Source organism: Pseudothauera lacus, from assembly GCF_003034845.1.
Classification (GTDB): domain Bacteria; phylum Pseudomonadota; class Gammaproteobacteria; order Burkholderiales; family Rhodocyclaceae; genus Pseudothauera; species Pseudothauera lacus.
This window is the reverse complement of the sequence record NZ_PZKC01000001.1, coordinates 138,801-157,161: the sequence shown is the minus strand read 5'-3', so window position 1 is coordinate 157,161 and position 18,361 is coordinate 138,801. Positions and strand designations below refer to the sequence as shown.

The 18,361-nt window shown below is 68.2% G+C and carries 18 protein-coding genes; 12 read left to right on the top strand and 6 right to left on the bottom strand.

All coding sequences use genetic code 11. From position 1 onward, the window contains the following. Positions 1-66: 66 nt before the first annotated feature. A complete protein-coding gene (locus tag C8261_RS00695) occupies positions 67-507 on the top strand; it encodes a host attachment protein (RefSeq protein ID WP_107491732.1) in 441 nt (146 codons plus the stop codon). A 77-nt stretch (positions 508-584) separates the two neighbouring features. Here C8261_RS00695 and C8261_RS00690 read toward each other — a convergent pair whose 3' ends face one another. The 4 genes from C8261_RS00690 to ispD form a co-directional block, all read right to left on the bottom strand. Continuing rightward, positions 585-1,493 (bottom strand): alpha/beta fold hydrolase, encoded by a 909-nt coding sequence (locus tag C8261_RS00690; RefSeq protein WP_219905102.1) that lies wholly within the window; start codon positions 1,491-1,493, stop codon positions 585-587. Further along, on the bottom strand, positions 1,490-2,374 hold the full coding sequence (locus C8261_RS00685) for an Lcl domain-containing protein (protein WP_181358786.1): 885 nt from the start codon (positions 2,372-2,374) through the stop codon (positions 1,490-1,492). Before C8261_RS00685 ends, C8261_RS00690 begins: the two co-directional genes overlap by 4 nt. 83 nt (positions 2,375-2,457) lie before the next feature. Beyond that, positions 2,458-2,943 carry a 2-C-methyl-D-erythritol 2,4-cyclodiphosphate synthase gene (gene ispF, locus C8261_RS00680; RefSeq protein WP_107491730.1) on the bottom strand — a complete coding sequence of 162 codons (486 nt, stop codon included), beginning with the start codon at positions 2,941-2,943 and terminating at the stop codon, positions 2,458-2,460. A 14-nt stretch (positions 2,944-2,957) separates the two neighbouring features. Continuing rightward, complete coding sequence (gene ispD, locus C8261_RS00675; RefSeq protein ID WP_107491729.1) at positions 2,958-3,659, bottom strand: 2-C-methyl-D-erythritol 4-phosphate cytidylyltransferase; 702 nt, start codon at positions 3,657-3,659, stop codon at positions 2,958-2,960. Positions 3,660-3,779: 120 nt separating this feature from the next. On the opposite strand from ispD, the gene C8261_RS00670 reads away from it, so the two are divergent. The 10 genes from C8261_RS00670 (at position 3,780) to C8261_RS00625 (ending at position 15,384) form a co-directional block, all read left to right on the top strand. Then, entirely contained in the window at positions 3,780-5,057 is a 1,278-nt protein-coding gene (locus C8261_RS00670; protein WP_107491728.1) for an MgtC/SapB family protein, read from the top strand. 31 nt (positions 5,058-5,088) lie between these two features. Next, the gene (amrB, locus tag C8261_RS00665) at positions 5,089-5,913 is read left to right on the top strand and encodes an AmmeMemoRadiSam system protein B (RefSeq protein ID WP_107491727.1); all 825 of its coding nucleotides are present in this window, start codon (positions 5,089-5,091) and stop codon (positions 5,911-5,913) included. Further along, positions 5,894-6,463: an AmmeMemoRadiSam system protein A gene (amrA, locus tag C8261_RS00660; RefSeq protein ID WP_107491726.1), complete on the top strand. Its 570-nt coding sequence runs from the start codon at positions 5,894-5,896 to the stop codon at positions 6,461-6,463. The genes amrB and amrA overlap by 20 nt, the downstream gene beginning before the upstream one ends. A gap of 4 nt (positions 6,464-6,467) precedes the next feature. After that, positions 6,468-7,550: an AmmeMemoRadiSam system radical SAM enzyme gene (gene amrS, locus C8261_RS00655; protein WP_107491725.1), complete on the top strand. Its 1,083-nt coding sequence runs from the start codon at positions 6,468-6,470 to the stop codon at positions 7,548-7,550. A gap of 66 nt (positions 7,551-7,616) precedes the next feature. Beyond that, on the top strand, positions 7,617-8,297 hold the full coding sequence (locus C8261_RS00650; protein WP_107491724.1) for a dienelactone hydrolase family protein: 681 nt from the start codon (positions 7,617-7,619) through the stop codon (positions 8,295-8,297). Continuing rightward, on the top strand, positions 8,294-8,869 hold the full coding sequence (locus C8261_RS00645; protein WP_107491723.1) for a putative metalloprotease CJM1_0395 family protein: 576 nt from the start codon (positions 8,294-8,296) through the stop codon (positions 8,867-8,869). Before C8261_RS00650 ends, C8261_RS00645 begins: the two co-directional genes overlap by 4 nt. 75 nt (positions 8,870-8,944) lie before the next feature. Continuing rightward, positions 8,945-12,394 (top strand): transcription-repair coupling factor, encoded by a 3,450-nt coding sequence (gene mfd, locus C8261_RS00640; protein WP_107491722.1) that lies wholly within the window; start codon positions 8,945-8,947, stop codon positions 12,392-12,394. A 140-nt stretch (positions 12,395-12,534) separates the two neighbouring features. Then, complete coding sequence (locus tag C8261_RS00635; protein WP_107491985.1) at positions 12,535-12,945, top strand: DUF4332 domain-containing protein; 411 nt, start codon at positions 12,535-12,537, stop codon at positions 12,943-12,945. A 239-nt stretch (positions 12,946-13,184) separates the two neighbouring features. Beyond that, positions 13,185-13,394 (top strand): transcription antiterminator/RNA stability regulator CspE, encoded by a 210-nt coding sequence (gene cspE / locus C8261_RS00630; RefSeq protein WP_107491721.1) that lies wholly within the window; start codon positions 13,185-13,187, stop codon positions 13,392-13,394. Positions 13,395-13,539: 145 nt separating this feature from the next. Next, positions 13,540-15,384 carry a DEAD/DEAH box helicase gene (locus C8261_RS00625; protein ID WP_107491720.1) on the top strand — a complete coding sequence of 615 codons (1,845 nt, stop codon included), beginning with the start codon at positions 13,540-13,542 and terminating at the stop codon, positions 15,382-15,384. A gap of 134 nt (positions 15,385-15,518) precedes the next feature. Here the strand turns inward: C8261_RS00625 and C8261_RS00620 are convergent, their stop codons facing one another. Next, complete coding sequence (locus C8261_RS00620; RefSeq protein WP_235864788.1) at positions 15,519-15,794, bottom strand: hypothetical protein; 276 nt, start codon at positions 15,792-15,794, stop codon at positions 15,519-15,521. Between the two features lie 183 nt (positions 15,795-15,977). On the opposite strand from C8261_RS00620, the gene moaA reads away from it, so the two are divergent. Beyond that, the gene (gene moaA / locus C8261_RS00615; RefSeq protein ID WP_107491719.1) at positions 15,978-17,042 is read left to right on the top strand and encodes a GTP 3',8-cyclase MoaA; all 1,065 of its coding nucleotides are present in this window, start codon (positions 15,978-15,980) and stop codon (positions 17,040-17,042) included. Here the strand turns inward: moaA and C8261_RS00610 are convergent. Beyond that, complete coding sequence (locus C8261_RS00610; protein WP_107491718.1) at positions 17,027-18,271, bottom strand: DNA recombination protein RmuC; 1,245 nt, start codon at positions 18,269-18,271, stop codon at positions 17,027-17,029. The two genes, moaA and C8261_RS00610, sit on opposite strands and share 16 nt — an antisense overlap. Positions 18,272-18,361 lie beyond the last annotated feature (90 nt).

Here is an 18,361-nt window from a genome sequence, read left to right as displayed (position 1 = left end):
AGGGGCTGTCTAAGCTGGAATGGCCGTTCCGGCAAACCCGTTCATCCCAACCTCGGAGGGTGTCACATGGCCATCACCTGGATTCTTGTTGCCAACGCCAGCCTGTGCAAGCTGTACGCCAATCTCGGTCCCAACAAGGGCCTCAGGCTGGTCAAGGAACTGATCCACCCGGAAAGCAGGCAGAAGAACTCCGATCTGGTCACCGACCGCCCGGGCAGCATGGCAGGCAGTGGCAGTGGCGCCGGCTCCAAGCAGCCGCAGACTCTGCCGAAGGAACACGAAGCACACGTCTTTGCCCAGGAAATCGCTCAGGAACTCTACCTCGGCCGCGCCAAGAACGCCTTCCGGCGCGCCATTCTGGTCGCCCCGCCGGCCTTCATGGGGATGCTTAACGCCGTCATCGACCGCCCCACCGCTCAACTGGTCTCCGACCGCTTCGAGAAGGACTACACCAAGACGCCCGAACCGCTGCTGGCGCAACGCCTGGCCGGCTGCATCTATCTCTGACGCCTCTCTTCAGGAGGTGACGGGCGGATCCGCCGTGATCCGCCCCGAGAGCCGCGGGGCGCTTGGCGCCCCGCTTTTCATTGGGCCGCGAGGAAGGGCAGCACACGTTCCAGCAGGGCCTCCGGCGCTTCCTCGGCGATGTAGTGGCCACAACGCAGGGGGCCGCCCTCGACCACACGGGCAACGCGCTGCCAGGCCTCCAGCGGGCGGAAGCAGCGATGCACCGCGCCCTGCTCCCCCCACAGCGCCAGTACGGGCATCTCCAGCATGCGGCCGGCTGCACGGTCGGCGCGATCATGATCGAGATCGATGCCTGCAGCAGCGCGGTAATCCTCGCACAGTGCGTGGGCGCTGCCCGGCTGCGCCAGGCAGCGCTGATACTCGGCCAGCGCAAGGGGGTGGAAGGGGGCCAGCCCGGCACTGCGCCGCCCCATCACGTCGCGCACATAGGCGGCTGGATCGGCCTCGATGAGGCGCTCGGGCAGTGGCGCCGGCTGGATGAGGAAGAACCAGTGCCAGTAGGCGCGCGCGAAGGCCTCGCCGGTGTGCTCGTACATTTCCAGTGTTGGCGCGACGTCGAGCAGCACCAGCCGGCGCACGGCCTGCGGGTGATCGGCGGCAAGGCGGTGGGCGACACGCGCGCCGCGATCGTGGGCGATGATGTCGAAGCGCGCGTGACCAAGCGCCTCCATCACCGCGAGCATGTCCGCGGCCATCGTGCGCTTGGCGTAGCTGGCATGATCGACTCCGCCCGCCGGCTTGGCGGAGTCACCGTAGCCGCGCAGGTCGCACAGCACCAGGGTATGGCTGAGTGCCAGTTGCGGCGCGACCTTGTGCCAGATGGCGTGGGTCTGGGGGTGGCCGTGGAGCATCAGCAGCGGCGGGCCGCTGCCGCCGACGCGCAAGTTGATGTGCACCCCGGCGGCGACCTGCCGCCGTTCATGGCGAAAGCCCGGAAAGAGCGTCGCCGTGGCGCTGTCGCTCACCGCGCGTTGCGCACCAGGCGGACCAGCACGGTATCGCGACGGTTGCCGACGCCGGTAACGCCGCTGGTGAAGGCCACGCCCCAGGCGGCGAAGGACTGCGAAGCCGGGGTGCCGGTCCAGAACTTGTCCTGCGGGGTGGCGGGGAAGACCTCGGCGAGGATGGGGGGGCGGCGGAAGTCGCCGGCGCAGGCCCCGCCCGAGCCTTCCGGGTCGGTGTCGTAGCGCTGCCCGGAAGAACACCAGACCAGTCCGAAGAGTTCGTCGCGGGTGGGCAGGCGCCAGTCACGGTAGCCGCCGAGATCGGCGTTCGCCGCCAGCTCGCCAGCGCGCTCCCAGTTGTAGCGTGCCGCCGTTCCCGCGCAGGTGCCGTCGCGCCACTCCTGGCCGGCGCTGCAGCGCATCCACATCAGTCCGCTGACGGTATCGGTGACGGTGCCGGGAAACTCCTCCACGAAGCGTGCCACGGCCACCCGCTCGCGCTCGGCGAGAACGGCCTGACGGGCTTCGTGGCGGGTCTCGCCGGCTGCGGTGAAACGCGGGCGCAGCTCCAGCACCAGCGTCGGCAAGGGCTGCTCGCCCACCGCGAGGCCATCGTGACGGGCAAAGAGCTCGGTGAATTCGTCCACCTCCAGCACTGCCTCAATGGTGTGGGTGCCGGGCGGCAGCGGGATCGCCAGCACTTCACCAGTACCCGCAGGGGTGTTGCCATGGGGTTCGCCATTGACGCTCACGCGGGCGCCGCCGGGAACGCTGGCGAGCAGCAGCTCACCGGCACGGCCACTCTGCGGCAACGGCGGCGGACGGTCATCAGGGGCGCAGGCGGCAAGCACGATGGCACTGCCGAGCACGGCGAGAAAGCGGCGAAGACGGTCTGCAGACATGAATCGTTCCGGTACGGTCATCTGGGGCGGCCATTCTGGCCCCTTTTCGCGCCGGCGCAAACCCGCAGCGCGAGCGCCGGCATTCAGGGACGCCACAGCAGGGCACTGACCTGGGCGGCGATGCCCTCGCCGCGCCCGGTAAAGCCCAGTCGTTCGGTGGTCTTGCCCTTGATGTTGATGAGTTCGGCAGCAACGCCGAGGTCGGCGGCGATGTTGGCAATCATCGCCGGAGCATGCGGGAGTATCTTCGGCGCCCGGCAGATCAGCGTGGCATCGACGTTGCCGAGTTGCCAGCCGGCGGCCTCCACGCGCTGCCACGCAGTGCGCAGCAGCACACGGCTGTCGGCGCCGGCGTGTGCGGGGTCAGTGTCGGGAAACAGCCGGCCGATGTCGCCCAGGCCGGCAGCGCCGAGGAGCGCATCGGTGAGCGCGTGGAGCAGCACGTCGGCGTCGGAATGGCCGAGCAGACCGCGCTCGAACGGAATGCGCACGCCGCCCAGGATCAGCGCGCGGCCGGGCACCAGGGCATGGACGTCAAAGCCCTGGCCGATGCGGAAGGGAGGGTTCATCGCCGCTGCTCCATTCATTGGTTGCGGTTCTTCAGTATCCACTCGGCCAGATGCAGGTCGAGCGGATAGGTGACCTTGAGGTTGGTGGCATCGCCTTCGATGAGGCGCGGATGCAGGCCGGCCGCTTCGATGGCGCTGGCCTCGTCGGTGACGCCGTGGGCGCTTTCCAGCGCGCGGCGCAGCATCACGTAGCGGAACATCTGCGGCGTCTGCGCCTGCCACAGGCTGTCGCGCGGCACCGTGCGGTGCACGCGGCGGTGGCCATCGGCATGCTTGAGGGTGTCGGCCACCGGCACGGCGAGCAGGCCTCCGACCTCGTCATGGGCCAGCTCGCGGATCAGCCTGTCCACGTGCCAGGGCGCCAGGCATGGGCGCGCCGCATCATGCACCAGCACCCAGTCGCTCTGCGCCACCTCGCCCGAGATCGCCCGCAGCCCGCCCAGCACGCTGTCGGCGCGGGTGGCGCCACCGCAGAACAGCGGTACCAGCTTGGGGCCGAGATCCTGCCAGTCGTGACGAGCCCATTCGGCGTCGCCGACGGAGAGCACGACGAAGACCTTGTCGATCTCGGGAGCGGCGCACAGCACCGCAAGGGCGTGATGAATCAATGGACGGCCGAGCAGCGGCAGATACTGCTTGGGCGTCTCGGCAGCCATGCGGCTGCCGCTGCCGGCGGCCGGCACGATGGCGAAATGGCGGGGATGAAAGGTCTGCATGGCGGCGGATTCTAGCAGCCTGGCGCTGCCGTTCATTGCGCAGTGCATGATCGACGTGCCGCGATCCATGCAATACAGTATTACGCACTCCTTCTGACGTCCTGCGACCGGAGCCCGCGCATGCCCTTCTCAGTGCCCTTCGATACCGCTCACGGCGAGGCCTTCCTGATCGCCATCGGCATCGGCCTGCTGATCGGCCTCGAACGCGAACGCGTGGCCTCGGCGCGCGCCGGCCTGCGCACCTTCGGCCTGGTGGCGATGTTCGGTGCGCTGGCTGCCCTGCTTGGCCAGCACCTCGACAGCATCGCGCCGCTGGCGGTGGGCATGGCGGTGATCGGGACGATGATCATTGCCGCCTATCTGCGCCACCCCGACCCCACCGATCCGGGCACCACCTCGGTGGCCGCACTGCTGGTGTGCTTCTGCCTCGGTGCAGCGGTGTGGTACGGCTACGCCAAACTGGCGGTGATGCTGGCGGTGGGAACCACGGTGCTGCTGTACTTCAAGGCCCAGCTGCGCGGCATCGCCAATCGCCTCGGCCCGCGCGACTGGATCTCCATCCTCCAGTTCGGCGTGCTCTCGCTTGTCATCCTGCCCATCCTGCCCAACCAGGAGTTCGGCCCCTACGACGCCCTCAACCCTTACCAGGTGTGGTGGATGGTGGTGCTCATCTCCGGGGTCAGCCTGGCCGGTTACGCTGCGCTGCAGATCGTCGGCGCACGCTATGGGGCCGCCTTCGTCGGTGTTTTCGGCGGTCTTGCGTCGAGTACCGCAACCACCATGGTGTACGCACGCAACGCCCGCGCCGCACCGGCGATGTCGTCGATGGCGGCACTGGTGATCGTGCTTGCCAACCTGGTAATGGTGCTGCGGGTGACGGTGATCGCTGCGGTGGTCGCTCCCGGGGTGGTCGCCCAGCTGCTCTTCGTCGTCGTGCCGGCGCTGGCACTGGGCGCTGTGGCGATGCTGTGGAACTGGCGACGCCTGAGCACGGGCGGTGAAGTGGTGCTGCCGGAGACCAGCAATCCGACGGAACTGAAGACCGCGCTGGGCTTCGGCGCACTTTACGCAGTGGTGCTGTTCATTGCCGCATGGATGTCGGAAGTCGTCGGCCACAGCGGTCTCTACGTGCTGGCGGTGGTTTCCGGGCTGACCGACATCGATGCCATTGCGCTGTCCAGCCTGCGCCTGTTCTCCCTCGACAAGCTCGCCCTGCAGCCCACGGTGATCGTCATCGGACTGGGGATGATTGCCAACCTCGCCTTCAAGACCACACTGGCTGTGGTCATCGGCGGGCGCGCGCTGGGTCTCAAGGTGCTCAGCGGCATGGGCGCGGTAGCCATCGGCCTGGCCGCCGGCATGGCGTGGAGCGCCCTGGCTGCGACCGGTCTATACTGATTACCGGATGTCCTCTCCGGAGCCCCCGCCAATGGCAAGCGCTGCGCCCAGACCTCCCGCCGTGGCCGGGCAGTTCTACCCCGCCGACCCCTTGGTGCTGCGTGCGCAGATCGACGAACTGCTCGCCTGCGCCCTCGGCGTGGACGAGGTGGTGGCGCCCAAGGCGCTCATCGTGCCTCACGCCGGCTACATCTATTCCGGCGCGGTGGCGGCCTGCGCCTATGCCACCCTGACCGCATGTGCACCGCGCATCCGGCGGGTGATCATGCTGGGACCGACCCACCGCGTGGCGGTGAACGGCTTTGCCCTCCCCGCCGCACGCGGCTTCGCCACACCGCTGGGCACGGTGGCGGTGGCCCACGATGACTGGCTGGCCGTGCAGCGGCGCGGCGACGTCATCGTCGACGACCGCCCGCATGCCGCGGAACACTGCCTGGAGGTCCAGCTGCCCTTTCTGCAGCGCCTGCTGGGCGCGTTCGAGGTGTTGCCGCTGCTCGTCGGCAATGCGCAGAGCGAGGCCGTGGCCGAGGTGCTCGACGCGCTGTGGGGCGGCGACGAGACCCTGGTGGTGGTCAGTTCAGACCTTTCCCACTACCTCAGCTATCCGCAGTCCTGCCGCTACGACCGCGCCACCGTCGACGAGATCCTCCACCTCCACGCCACCCTCGACCACCACCAGGCCTGCGGCGCGACGCCGATCAACGGCCTGCTGCGGGTCGCCGCACGGCGCGGACTGCAAGCCCACCTGCTCGATCTGCGCAACTCCGGCGATACCGCCGGCGACCGCAACCGCGTGGTTGGCTATGCCGCGCTGGCATTCTGCAAGGGCAACGCTCATGAACGCTTCTGCCACTGAAGAGGAAGCTCTCGGCACCTTGTTGCTGGCGCGCGCCCGCGCCGCGCTGCGGCGTGCGCTGTGCGCGGACCCCGCCCCCCTGCCCGACGGCGAGGCCCTCGCAGGGCGTGGCGCGACCTTCGTCACCCTGCACCGCCAGGGACGGCTGCGCGGCTGCATCGGCAGCCTGCGCCCGCAGCGCAGCCTGGCCGAGGACGTTGCCGCCAACGCCGTTGCCGCGGCCACCCGCGATCCGCGTTTTGCCCCGCTGCAGTGCGACGAGCTCGACAGCGTGGACATCGAGGTCTCGCTGCTTTCGCCCGCCGAGTTCATCGACTTCGCTGACGAGGACGCACTGCTGCGCCAGTTGCGCCCTCACACGGACGGCCTGATGCTCTTCGCCGGTTGCCGCAGCGCCACCTTCCTGCCCCAGGTGTGGGACGAACTGCCGGCGCCGGCGGATTTTCTCGCTGCCCTCAGAAACAAGGCCGGACTGCCTCCCGGACGCAGCGTGGACGGCCTCATGGCGGCCCGTTACACCGTGCGCAAGTGGCACGAAGAGCGCCCCTGAAACCATGAGCGGGACCGACTGGCCTGCGCGCTACTGGCACCGTCTCGACGACGGACGCCTGCAGTGCGATCTCTGTCCGCGCTATTGCCACCTCCATGAAGGCCAGCGCGGCGCCTGCTTCGTGCGCCAGCGCGTCGGCGACATCCTGGTGCTGACCACCTACGGGCGCAGCTCGGGGTTCTGCATCGACCCCATCGAGAAGAAGCCGCTCAACCACTTCCATCCCGGCTCGGCGGTGTTCTCCTTCGGTACTGCGGGCTGCAATCTGGCCTGCAAGTTCTGCCAGAACTGGGACATCTCCAAGTCGCGCGACATGGACCGCCTGATGGATGCCGCAGCGCCCGCGGAGATTGCCGCAACGGCGGCGCACTGGGGCTGTCGCAGCGTTGCCTTCACCTACAACGACCCGGTGATCTTCGCCGAGTACGCCATCGACACCGCGGCGGCCTGTCACGCCTGCGGGCTGCACACCGTGGCGGTCACCGCCGGCTACATCGATGCCGGCGCGCGCGCCGAGTTCTTCGCTGCCATGGACGCCGCCAATGTCGATCTGAAGGCCTTCAGCGACGACTTCTACCGCGAACTGTGCGGTGCCCGTCTGCAGCCCGTGCTCGACACCCTGCAGTGGCTGGTTCACGAGAGCAAGGTGTGGGTGGAACTGACCACCCTGCTGATTCCCGGGCGCAACGACAGCGATGCCGAACTCACCGCACTGGCGCGCTGGGTGGCGACCGAGCTGCGCCCCGACGTACCGCTGCACTTCACCGCCTTCCACCCCGACTTCAAGCTCACCGAACTGCCGCCCACTCCGCTCGCCACCCTCCAGCGCGCCCGCAACATCGCCCGTGCGGCCGGTCTGCACCACGTCTACACCGGCAACGTCCACGATCGCGCCGGCGGCACCACATGCTGCAGCGCCTGCGGCGCGACGCTTATCGTCCGCGACTGGTACGAAATCCTCGACTACCGTGTCGACGCCGACGGACGCTGCCCGGCCTGCGCCACCCCGCTGGCCGGGCGTTTCGGCACTTTCGAAACACCCTTTGGCGCCCGCCGCATCCCGGTCGCCATCCATCGCCATTCGTGACGCAGGCGACTTGTCGCACTCCCACCCGTGTGCGATGCTCGCCCAACCCCGTCCAGCGAGTGCATCGTGTTCCTCCGCCATACCCTGATCGGCATCCCCACCGCCGAAACCTGGCTCGACGCCCTGCTTTGCCACGCCCCCGACGTGCACAGCCTGGTGATCATCCTGCACCCGACGTCCACGCCTGCCGAAGCCAGCCGCGAGGATGCGCTGAGTGCCGCACTGCATGCGGCCGGCCATGCCACGCTCGCCGTTGACCTGCTCACCGCCCACGAAGCCGCGCGCGATCCGGATACCGCCTTCAACATGGCCGCACTTGCCAACCGCATCGCCGGTGTGCGCGACTGGATCGCCCACCAGCCCTTCCTGCGCACCCACCCGGTGGCGGCCATTGCCCTTGGCACCGCCTGTGGTGCCGCCGTGCGTGCGCTTGCTCGCGATGCGCAGGGGTGGTCAGCGCTGACCTGCGCCGGCGGACGCCCCGACCTCGCCGGCGCCGCCCCCCTGCGTGCGTTGCGCGTACCCACCCGCTTCATCGCCGCCAGCGGCGCCGGACTGCTCGCCATGCAGCGCCAGGCCCACGCCATGCTGCAAGGCGAGGATCACGACTGGCAGGAGATCGCCGGCGATGAAGAGGTGTTTGCCACCGTGCAGGGCCTTGCCCTGGTCGGCGAACATGCGCTCGCCTGGATGGCACGCCACCCCGAAGCTCCACCGCCGCCGGTGGAGGACGACCCCGAGCGATGAACGTCTCACCGGCAAGCGCCGCCTATCCCTCAGCGCTGCGCCCGGAGGGCACAGCGGCGCTGCGCGGGCGCGAGCAGGAGGACAGCCCACGGCCCGCCGCGCGCGTGGTGAATGGCCAGGAACTGAGCGCCGAGCAGTTGCGCCTGCTCGACGAACTGCAACGCCGCGACCGCGAAGTGCGGGCCCACGAGGCCGCCCATGTCGCTGCCGGCGCAGGACTGGTGCGCGGCGGCGCGAGCTATACCTATCAGGTCGGCCCCGATGGCCGGCGCTATGCAGTGGGCGGCGAAGTGCGCATTGACACCTCCGCGGGCGCCACACCCGCGGAAACCCTCGCCAAGGCCGAACGCATCCGCGCTGCTGCGCTGGCACCCGCCAACCCGTCGGCGCAGGACTACGCCGTCGCTGCCGAAGCCGCGCGTCTGGCGCAGGAGGCGCGGGCCGAACTTGCCGCCGCTCGCCAGGGCGACGGCGAAGAGCGCACGGAGGGCAGGAACCGCCTCATCGGCGCCTACGACGACGCGGCCCTGCAACCGGCGCGCGCGGGCCGGCTGATCGATACGCAGGCTTGAGTTCGCCCGAAGCGCAGTCTTTCCAGGATAATTGCCCCCCGGTCGCCGTTTGGCGACGCTGCCGTTTACTGCCGCATGTCCGCTTCAGAATCCCCTCCCCTGCCCGCCCTGCTCGCCGAACTCCCGGTGTTGAGCGCCGTCCGTCCCGGTCAGCGCATCGAACTGGCACCCCTGCACGGCTCCGCCGACGCCCTCGCGCTGGCCCAGCTGGCGCAGCCGGGGCGTACGCTGGCGGTGGTCAGCGCCGACCCGCTGGACGCCCAGCGCCTGCACGAGGAGCTCGCCTGGCTGGCCCCGGCGTTGCGCGTGCATGTGCTGCCGGACTGGGAAACCCTGCCCTACGACGCCTTCTCGCCGCATCAGGATCTGGTCTCCGAACGCCTGTCCACGCTCTACGCGATCAGCCGCGGTGAAGCCGACGTGGTGCTGGTACCGGCCACCACCGCGCTCTACCGCATGGCGCCGCCGGCCTTCCTGGCCGCCTACACCTTCTTCCTCAAGCAGGGCGAACGCCTCGACGTCGACCAGCTGCGCGCGCAGATGGCGCTTGCCGGCTACGCCCATGTCACCCAGGTGGTCAGCCCGGGGGAGTTCTCGGTGCGCGGCGGCCTGGTCGACCTCTACCCGATGGGTTCCGCACTGCCTTACCGCATCGATCTCTTCGACGACGAGATCGAGAGCATCAAGACCTTCGATCCCGACACCCAGCGCACCGTCTATCCGGTCAACGAAATCCGTCTCCTGCCGGCACGCGAGTTTCCGTTCGACGACAAGGCCCGCGCGCGTTTCCGCAGCCGCTTCCGCGAGAGCTTCGAAGGCGACCCGACGCGTTGCGCGGTGTACAAGGACGTCTCCAACGGCATTGCCCCGGCCGGCATCGAGTACTACCTGCCGCTGTTCTTCGACGACACTGCAAGCCTCTTCGACTATCTGCCCGCCGACGCCGCGGTGCTCCTGCACCGCGACGTGCCCGCAGCCATCGCCGAGTTCTGGCGTGACACACATTCCCGCCACGATCTCCTCAAGGGCGACCGCAGCCGCCCGGTAATGAGCCCGGAGAGCCTCTTCCTCAGTGCGGAGGCCTTCTTCATCGCTCTCAAGGAGCGCCCCCGCCTGCAGTTTCCCGGCAGTGCCGCCGCCACCGTCGCCCAGCCCCTGCCGGCGGTCAGCGTGGATGGCAAGGCAAGCGATCCGCTGCACCGCTTGAAGGCCTTCTGCGCCGGCTTCGACGGGCGGGTACTGATCCTCGCCGACTCGGCCGGACGGCGCGAGACCATGGCCGAGTACTTCGCCGAATACGCGCTCGCCTTTGCCCCGAGCACCGACCTCGCCGCCTTCGTCGCCGGCGATGCCGTGCTGGGGCTGGCGGTGGGGCCGCTGGCGGCGGGCTTCATGCTGCCCGCCGCGCGGCTCGCAGTGGTCACCGAAGCGGAACTCTACGCCGCCACCGCGCGTACCCGCGGGCGCCGCGACAATCGCCGCGCCTCGACCATGGAGGGCTGGCTGCGCGATCTCTCCGAGCTCAAGCCGGGCGATCCGGTGGTGCACGTCTCGCACGGCATCGGCCGCTACATCGGTCTGATACACATGGATCTCGGCGAAGGCGACACCGAGTTCCTGCATCTCGAATACAACGGCGGCGACAAGCTCTACGTACCGGTGGCCCAGCTGCACGTCATCACGCGCTACGCCGGTGCCGACCCCGAGGCCGTTGATCTCCACCGCCTCGGCTCCGGGCAATGGGAAAAGGCCAAGCGCAAGGCCGCCCAGCAGGTCCGCGACACGGCCGCGGAACTGCTTGCGCTCTATGCCCAGCGTGCCGCGCGCGCCGGCCACCGCTTCGACTTCAAGCAGCATGACCTCGACGCCTTCGCCGAAGGCTTCGGCTTCGAGACCACCCCCGACCAGCAGGCCGCCATCGACGCGGTGATCGCCGACATGCGCTCGGGCCGTCCGATGGATCGCCTGGTGTGCGGCGACGTCGGCTTCGGCAAGACCGAAGTGGCGCTGCGCGCGGCCTTCGTCGCGGTCGCCGACGGCAAGCAGGTGGCGGTACTGTGCCCCACCACCCTGCTCGCCGAGCAGCACTGGCAGACCTTCTCCGACCGCTTCGCCGACTGGCCGGTCAAGGTCGCCGAACTGTCGCGCTTCCGCAGCGCCAAGGAGCAGGGCGAGGCCCTCGCGCAGCTCGCCGAGGGCAAGGTGGACATCCTCATCGGCACCCACCGCCTGCTGCAGAAGGACGTCAGCTTCAAGCGCCTCGGGCTGGTCATCATCGACGAGGAGCACCGCTTCGGGGTTCGCCAGAAGGAGGCGCTGAAGGCGCTCCGCAGCGAGGTGGACATCCTCACCCTGACCGCTACGCCGATCCCGCGCACGCTGGGGCTGGCCCTCGAAGGCATGCGCGAGTTCTCCGTCATCGCCACCGCGCCCTCGCGCCGCCTGGCGATCAAGACCTTCGTGCAGCGCTGGTCGAAAGGCATCGTGCGCGAGGCCGTGCTGCGCGAGTTCAAGCGCGGCGGCCAGGTGTACTTCCTCCACAACGAGGTCGATACCATCGAGAACATGCGCAACAGCCTCACCGAGCTGCTCCCCGAGGCGCGCATCGTCGTCGGCCACGGACAGATGCCCGAACGCGAGCTGGAGCGGGTGATGCGCGACTTCACGCAGAAGCGCGCCAACCTGCTGCTGTGCACCACCATCATCGAGACCGGCATCGACAACCCCAGCGCCAACACCATCATCATCAACCGTGCCGACCGCTTCGGCCTCGCCCAGCTCCACCAGCTGCGCGGCCGCGTCGGGCGCAGCCACCACCAGGCCTACGCCTACCTGCTCACCGACGCCGACGCCAAGCCCAGCGCGCAGGCGCAGAAGCGCCTGGAGGCCATCACCATGATGGAAGACCTCGGTTCCGGCTTCTATCTGGCGATGCATGACCTGGAGATCCGCGGCGCCGGCGAGGTGCTCGGCGAAAACCAGTCCGGCGAGATCCAGCAGGTCGGCTTCAGCCTGTACACCGAGATGCTCAAGCGCGCCGTGCGCGACCTGCAGGAAGGCCGCGAACCCGACCTTTCGCAGCCGCTGGAGGTGGTCTCCGAGATCAACCTGCACACCCCGGCACTGCTGCCCTCCGACTACTGCCCGGACGTGCAGGAGCGTCTGACGCTCTACAAGCGCCTCGCCAACTGCGACAACGACGACGATCTGCGCGCCCTGCAGGAAGAGCTCATCGACCGCTTCGGCGAACTGCCGCCGCAGACCCAGGCACTGCTCGAAACACACCGCCTGCGCCTGCTGGTGAAGCCCTACGGGGTGGCCAAGCTCGACGCCTCGGAGGCGCAGATCAGCGTGCATTTCGGCCCCAATCCGGCGATCGACCCCGGCAAGGTCATCCTGCTCATCCAGAAGGATCGCAACACCCGCATGGCCGGGCCCGACCGCCTGATCCGCAAGGTCGCGCTGCCCGGGCTCAGGCAGCGCGCGCAGGCGGTCAAGGAGTTGCTGGAGGCGGTACGCGCCTGACGCTGGTGCGACACAGAAATTTAAGCGCCGCGCCTGTGCGCATCACCCGTGCAGCGGCTATGCTGCGGTCACGGCATGCCGCCGGCAACCGCATGGGGCGGACGCACGGATGCGGCAGCCAACTCTGCGGGAGTGGGATGATGGCGAACTACAAGATCGAGGACATCGAAGGCATCGGCGAAGTGATCGGCACCAAGCTGCGCGAGGCCGGCGTCAAGGACACCGACAGCCTGCTGGCAGCCTGTGGCACCGTCAAGCAGCGTGCGGAGCTGGCGGAAAAGTCCGGGCTCAGCACCAAGCAGGTGCTCAAGTTCGCCAACATGGCGGACCTCTACCGCATCAGCGGCGTCGGTTCCGAGTACGCCGAACTCCTCGAAGCCGCCGGCGTCGATACCGTGCCGGAACTGGCCCAGCGCAACGCTGCCAACCTCACCAAGGCGATGGCGGAAGTCAATGAACAGCGCAAGCTCACCCGCCGCCTCCCCACCGAAACCGAGGTGGCGAAATGGGTCGAGCAGGCCAAGACCCTGCCGCGCGCCCTGCACTACTGAGCCACACCCGCGCCAGCCCGTCCTTGCGCGGGTTGGCGCAAAGCGCGAAAAAATCACCACGGCACGAAAAAACCGTGTATCTTGCGCCTGCAGTCGATTCAAGCAGTATGTTCAGGTGGTTTTCTGGCAGTACGTTCCCTAGCGGACGGTTTCGGTTCGAATTCCCTCGCACGTTTCTTGATCGTTCCTGCATCCGGGCGCTTTTGCCCAACAATCTTCATTTATGGAACGCACAACTCATGAGCACCAAGACCGGTACCGTCAAGTGGTTCAACGACTCCAAGGGCTTCGGCTTCATCACCCCGGAAGGCGGCGGTGACGACCTGTTCGCCCACTTCAGCGAAATTCAAGGTTCGGGTTTCAAGACCCTGGCCGAAAACCAGCGCGTCGAATTCGAAGTCAAGACCGGCCCGAAGGGCCTGCAGGCTGCGAACATCCGCGCCCTCTGAGCCTTCGCGCTCCGGCAAAAACGCGGCTTCGGCCGCGTTTTTGTTTTTCTGCCCCCCATTCCCGCCAGCCCGCCCGAACTCGCGCTTTCGCTCGACCGCGGCACTTGCCATACTGAAACCCTGACCGTTCTGCAGTCCTTCGCCCATGACCACCACGCCCGCCAGTTTCAGCGACCTCGACCTGCCCGCCGCGCTGCTCACCGCGCTCACGGAAGTCGGCTACGAGAACCCGTCGCCCATCCAGGCTGCCTGCATTCCGCCGCTGCTGGCCGGGCATGACCTCCTCGGCGAAGCCCAGACCGGCACCGGCAAGACCGCCGCCTTTGCGCTCCCGGCGCTGGCCCGTCTCGACCTGGCGCAGTGCCGTCCGCAGGTGCTGGTGCTCACCCCCACCCGCGAACTCGCCATCCAGGTCGCCGAAGCCTTCCAGAAGTACGCCCACCACCTGCCCGGTTTCCATGTTCTGCCGGTGTATGGCGGCCAGAGCATGGTGGTGCAGCTGCGCCAGTTGAAGCGCGGCGCCCACATCATCGTCGGCACGCCGGGGCGGGTCATGGACCACCTCGAACGGGGCAGCCTGGTGCTCGACGGCCTGCGCACCCTGGTGCTCGATGAAGCCGACGAAATGCTGCGCATGGGCTTCATCGACGACGTCGAGTGGATCCTCGAACACACCCCGGCGGAACGCCAGACGGCGCTCTTCTCCGCCACCATGCCGGAACCCATCCGCCGCGTCGCCCACCGCCACCTGCGCGAACCGCAGGAAGTCAAGATTCGTGCGGCGACCAGCACCGTGGCGACGATCCGCCAGCGCTACTGGCTGGTGCGCGGGGTAGACAAGCTCGACGCACTGACCCGCATTCTCGAAGTCGAGGACGATTTCGACGCCGCCATCGTCTTCGTGCGCACCAAGACCGCCACCGTCGAACTCGCCGAACGCCTCGAGGCCCGCGGCCATGCAGCGGCCGCGCTCAACGGCGACATGACCCAGGGGCTGCGCGAACAGGTCATCGAGCGCCTCAAGAACGGCGCCCTCGACATCGTCGTGGCCACCGACGTTGCCGCGCGCGGCATCGACGTGCCGCGCATCAGTCACGTCATCAACTACGACATTCCCTACGACACCGAAGCCTACGTGCACCGCATTGGCCGCACCGGCCGCGCCGGTCGCCAGGGCACCGCCATCCTCTTCGTCGCACCGCGCGAGACGCGCATGCTGAAGGCCATCGAGCGCGCCACCCGCCAGCCCATCGAGTCGATTGCACTGCCCAGTCGCGACGCTGTCGCCGATCGCCGCATCGCCCAGTTCCGCCTGCAGGTAGTGGAAACCCTGAAGAACGAGGATCTGGGCTTCTTCATGGACGTGGTGAACCGCATCGAAGAGGAAGAGTCCTTCAGCACCCACGAGATCGCCGCCGCGCTGGCCTTCCTGGCCCAACGCGAGCGCCCCCTGCAGATCGAGGAAAGCGGCCGTGGCTGGGACATCGCCACCGCCGCCGCGGCGGCCCCCGGCGCCAAGGCCGAACGCGCGCCGCGTGAGAACCGCGACGAGATCCTTGCCCGTCGCCGCGCCTTTTCAGAGGGGATGCTGATGCGCTACCGCATCGAGGTCGGCCGCGAGCATGGCGCCAACCCGAAGGAGATCGTCGGGGCCATCGCCAACGAGGGCGGCATCGAAGGCCGCTACATCGGCCAGATTCACCTCTTCGACGACTACAGCACGGTGGAGCTGCCGCGCGACCTGCCCGCCGATCTGCTCGGCGCCATGAAACGCATCCGCGTGCGCCAGCGTGCGCTGCAGATCCGTCCGCTCAGCGAGGCCGAAGCCGCCGCCCTGCCCCAGCGCCGTCCGCCTGCGGCGCGCGACACCCGTCCGCGCAACGATGAGCGCGCGGCACCGCGCAAGCACGGCAAAGCCCCGGCAGGCAAAGGCTTTGGCGACCGCAAGGCCGCCGGCCAGTTTCCGCCGCGGAGGAAGCGCGGGGAGTGACCGCCGCCAGACGACCCACCTGTCGCGGAATCAGCGCCTTGGCGCACTCAGGCGCAGCAATGCAGAGCCTTCACGCGGCGGCATGACAATCAGGGGCCTGACGAGCGGTCGACGGCTGCTTGCCGGGGAAACGCTCAGCGGCGGTCGTCACCCCAGCGGCCGTCATGCCCGCCGTGCTCGAACTGCGGATAGTTGAAGTCGTGCTCCATGAGCAGCTTCATGATGGTCATCGCGTGCTCGGGTGGAAAGCCCTGACGGCCGCCGCCGCGGGTATCGGTCATCAGCGCGAAGATGAAGTTGCGGCATTCACGCGAGCCCCACAGCAGCTCAATCTTGCGTAAATGCGGAAAACGCTGAAAAAGCGCAGAAGTATCGGTTTCCGTGGGGCAACCGGGCGTCATGGCGTTCATGTCATTGGTTTTGAAGTATTTGATGTTTATTTGATTTTATAGCCAAAGGAATAGTTCCGGGCAAGTCGTGTAACTACTTACTGCAGTGCTCGGCAAGCACTGGGGTACCCCTTCAGGGCGACTTGCCGGCACTGGGCCGGGTGCCCATAATCGCTCCCATCCCCTCGCGCTCCATCCCCGCCCATGAAAGTCATCCCCATCCGCAGCACAGGCCTTCCGGCGCCAGGGCGCACGCTGGCACCGGGCGAGGCGCTGGTCGATGCGCGCGGACGGGCAGTGCGCGACCTGCGCATCTCGGTGACCGACCGCTGCAACTTCCGCTGCATCTACTGCATGCCGCGTGCGGTGTTCGGCAAGGACTACCCCTTCCTGCCGCGTCGCGAGCTGCTCAGCTTCGAGGAGATCGTCCGCGTCGCGCGCCTCTTCGTTGCCCGCGGGGTGCGCAAGATCCGCATCACCGGGGGCGAGCCGTTGCTGCGCAAGAACATCGAGCGTCTGGTCGGCATGCTCGCCGGACTCGACGGCGTGGAGCTGACCCTGACCACCAACGGCGTACTCCTCCCCCGTCTGGCGCGACCGCTGGCGGAGGCCGGACTGCACCGGGTGACGGTAAGCCTGGATGGGCTCGACGACGCCACCTTCCGGCGCATGAACGACGTCGATTTCCCGGTCAGCAGCGTGCTCGACGGTATCGCCGCGGCCGAAGCCGCCGGGCTGCCGCTGAAGGTGAACATGGTGGTCAAGCGCGGCACCAACGACCACGGCATCATCGACATGGCCCGCCACTTCCGCGGCAGCGGCCACATCCTGCGCTTCATCGAGTTCATGGACGTGGGCAGCTCGAACGGCTGGAAGATGGACGAGGTGCTGCCCTCGCGCGAGGTGGTGGAACGCATCAACGCGGTCTTTCCGCTCGCCCCGGTCGATCCGAACTACACCGGCGAGGTCGCCGAGCGCTGGCGCTATGTGGACGGCGGCGGCGAGATCGGCGTCATCTCCTCGGTCACCCAGGCCTTCTGCAGCACCTGTACGCGGATGCGCCTGTCCACCGAGGGGCGGCTATACACCTGCCTGTTCGCCCAGCACGGCCACGACCTGCGTGAGCTGCTGCGCAGCGATGGCGGAGATGCCGCCATCGGCGCGGCGATCGACGGCGTGTGGATGGCGCGCGAGGACCGCTATTCGGAAATCCGCAGCGCCCACACGGCCGCCCGGCGCAAGATCGAGATGTCCTACATCGGCGGCTGAGGCGCCGGCGGCAGTTCATCGACGCGCGCCGCTTCGATCTTCTCGAACTGGGCGCTGATGCGCCGGCTCGAGGTATGCACCTCCTGCACGTCGCGACCGGCCTGCTCGATGTGACGGGCAAGCGCCGCCATGCGTTCGTCGAAGCGATGAAAGTCCTTCGCCAGGCGGCCGAGGGCATCCTTGATGACATGGATCTGCTGGCGCGTCTCGACGTCCTTGAGCACCGCCCGCGCGGTATTGAGCACCGCCATCAGGGTCGTCGGCGAGACGATCCAGACGCGCCGCACCTGCGCATGAGCGACCACCTCGGGATGGTAGGCGTGGACTTCGGCAAACACCGCCTCGGCCGGCAGGAACATCAGCGCGCCATCGGCGGTGACGCCGGGCAGGATGTACTTGTCGGCAATGGCGTCAACGTGACGGCGGATGTCGGCGCGGAAAGCGCTGCGCGCGCTGCGGCGGTCGCCTTCGGCGAGCTCGCGGTCGAACATGCGGTGGTAGTTCTCCAGCGGAAACTTGGCATCCACAGCCACCGTGCCGGTAGGCGGCGGCAGGCGCAGCAGGCAGTCGGCACGGCTGCCGTTGGGCAAGGTGGCCTGGAACTCGCAGGCCGTGGCGGGCATCAGGTTGCGCACCAGGGCTTCGAGCTGCACCTCGCCAAAGGCGCCGCGGGCACGTTTGTCGCCGAGCAGTTCCTGCAGGCTGACGACATTGGTGGTGAGGCCATCGATCTTCTTCTGCGCTTCGTCGATGGTCGCCAGTCGCGCCATGACGCTGGCGAAGGTCTCGTTGGTCTTGCGGAAGCCTTCGTCCAGGCGCATGCCGACCTGACTGCCGATGCGTTCGAGACGCTCATCGACGCTGCGGCCGAGGGCCTCGACGCTGCCGGCGAGCTGGGTGCCGGCATGGCGCATGCTCGTTTCGAGCAGTTCACGGTCGGCGCGCGCGTGTTCGCCAAGTGCCTTCAAGGTGTGGCCAAGCAGGTCGCTGCGCAGGCGCTCCTGGGCCAGCGCCTGCGCAGCGCCGTGCTCGGCGAGGCGCAGGGCGAGATCCTCGCGTTGCAGCGCCAGGCGCTCGCGGATTTCCTGCTGCACCGCATGGCGGGCCTCGTCCTCGGCGGCGGCAATGGCCGCCGGCAGCTCGCGCTGCAGACGGCGCACGGACCACCCCAGCCAGAGCACCGCGAGGACCAGCACGACGAGCGGGAGATGCTGCAGATAGGCTTCCATACCCCTTCCACGGGCGAAAATCATGCGCAAGTATAGCGTTTGGGGTATCGTTTCCGCCCTGCAGCATCCGTTTTCCCCGCCGCCTTCCCC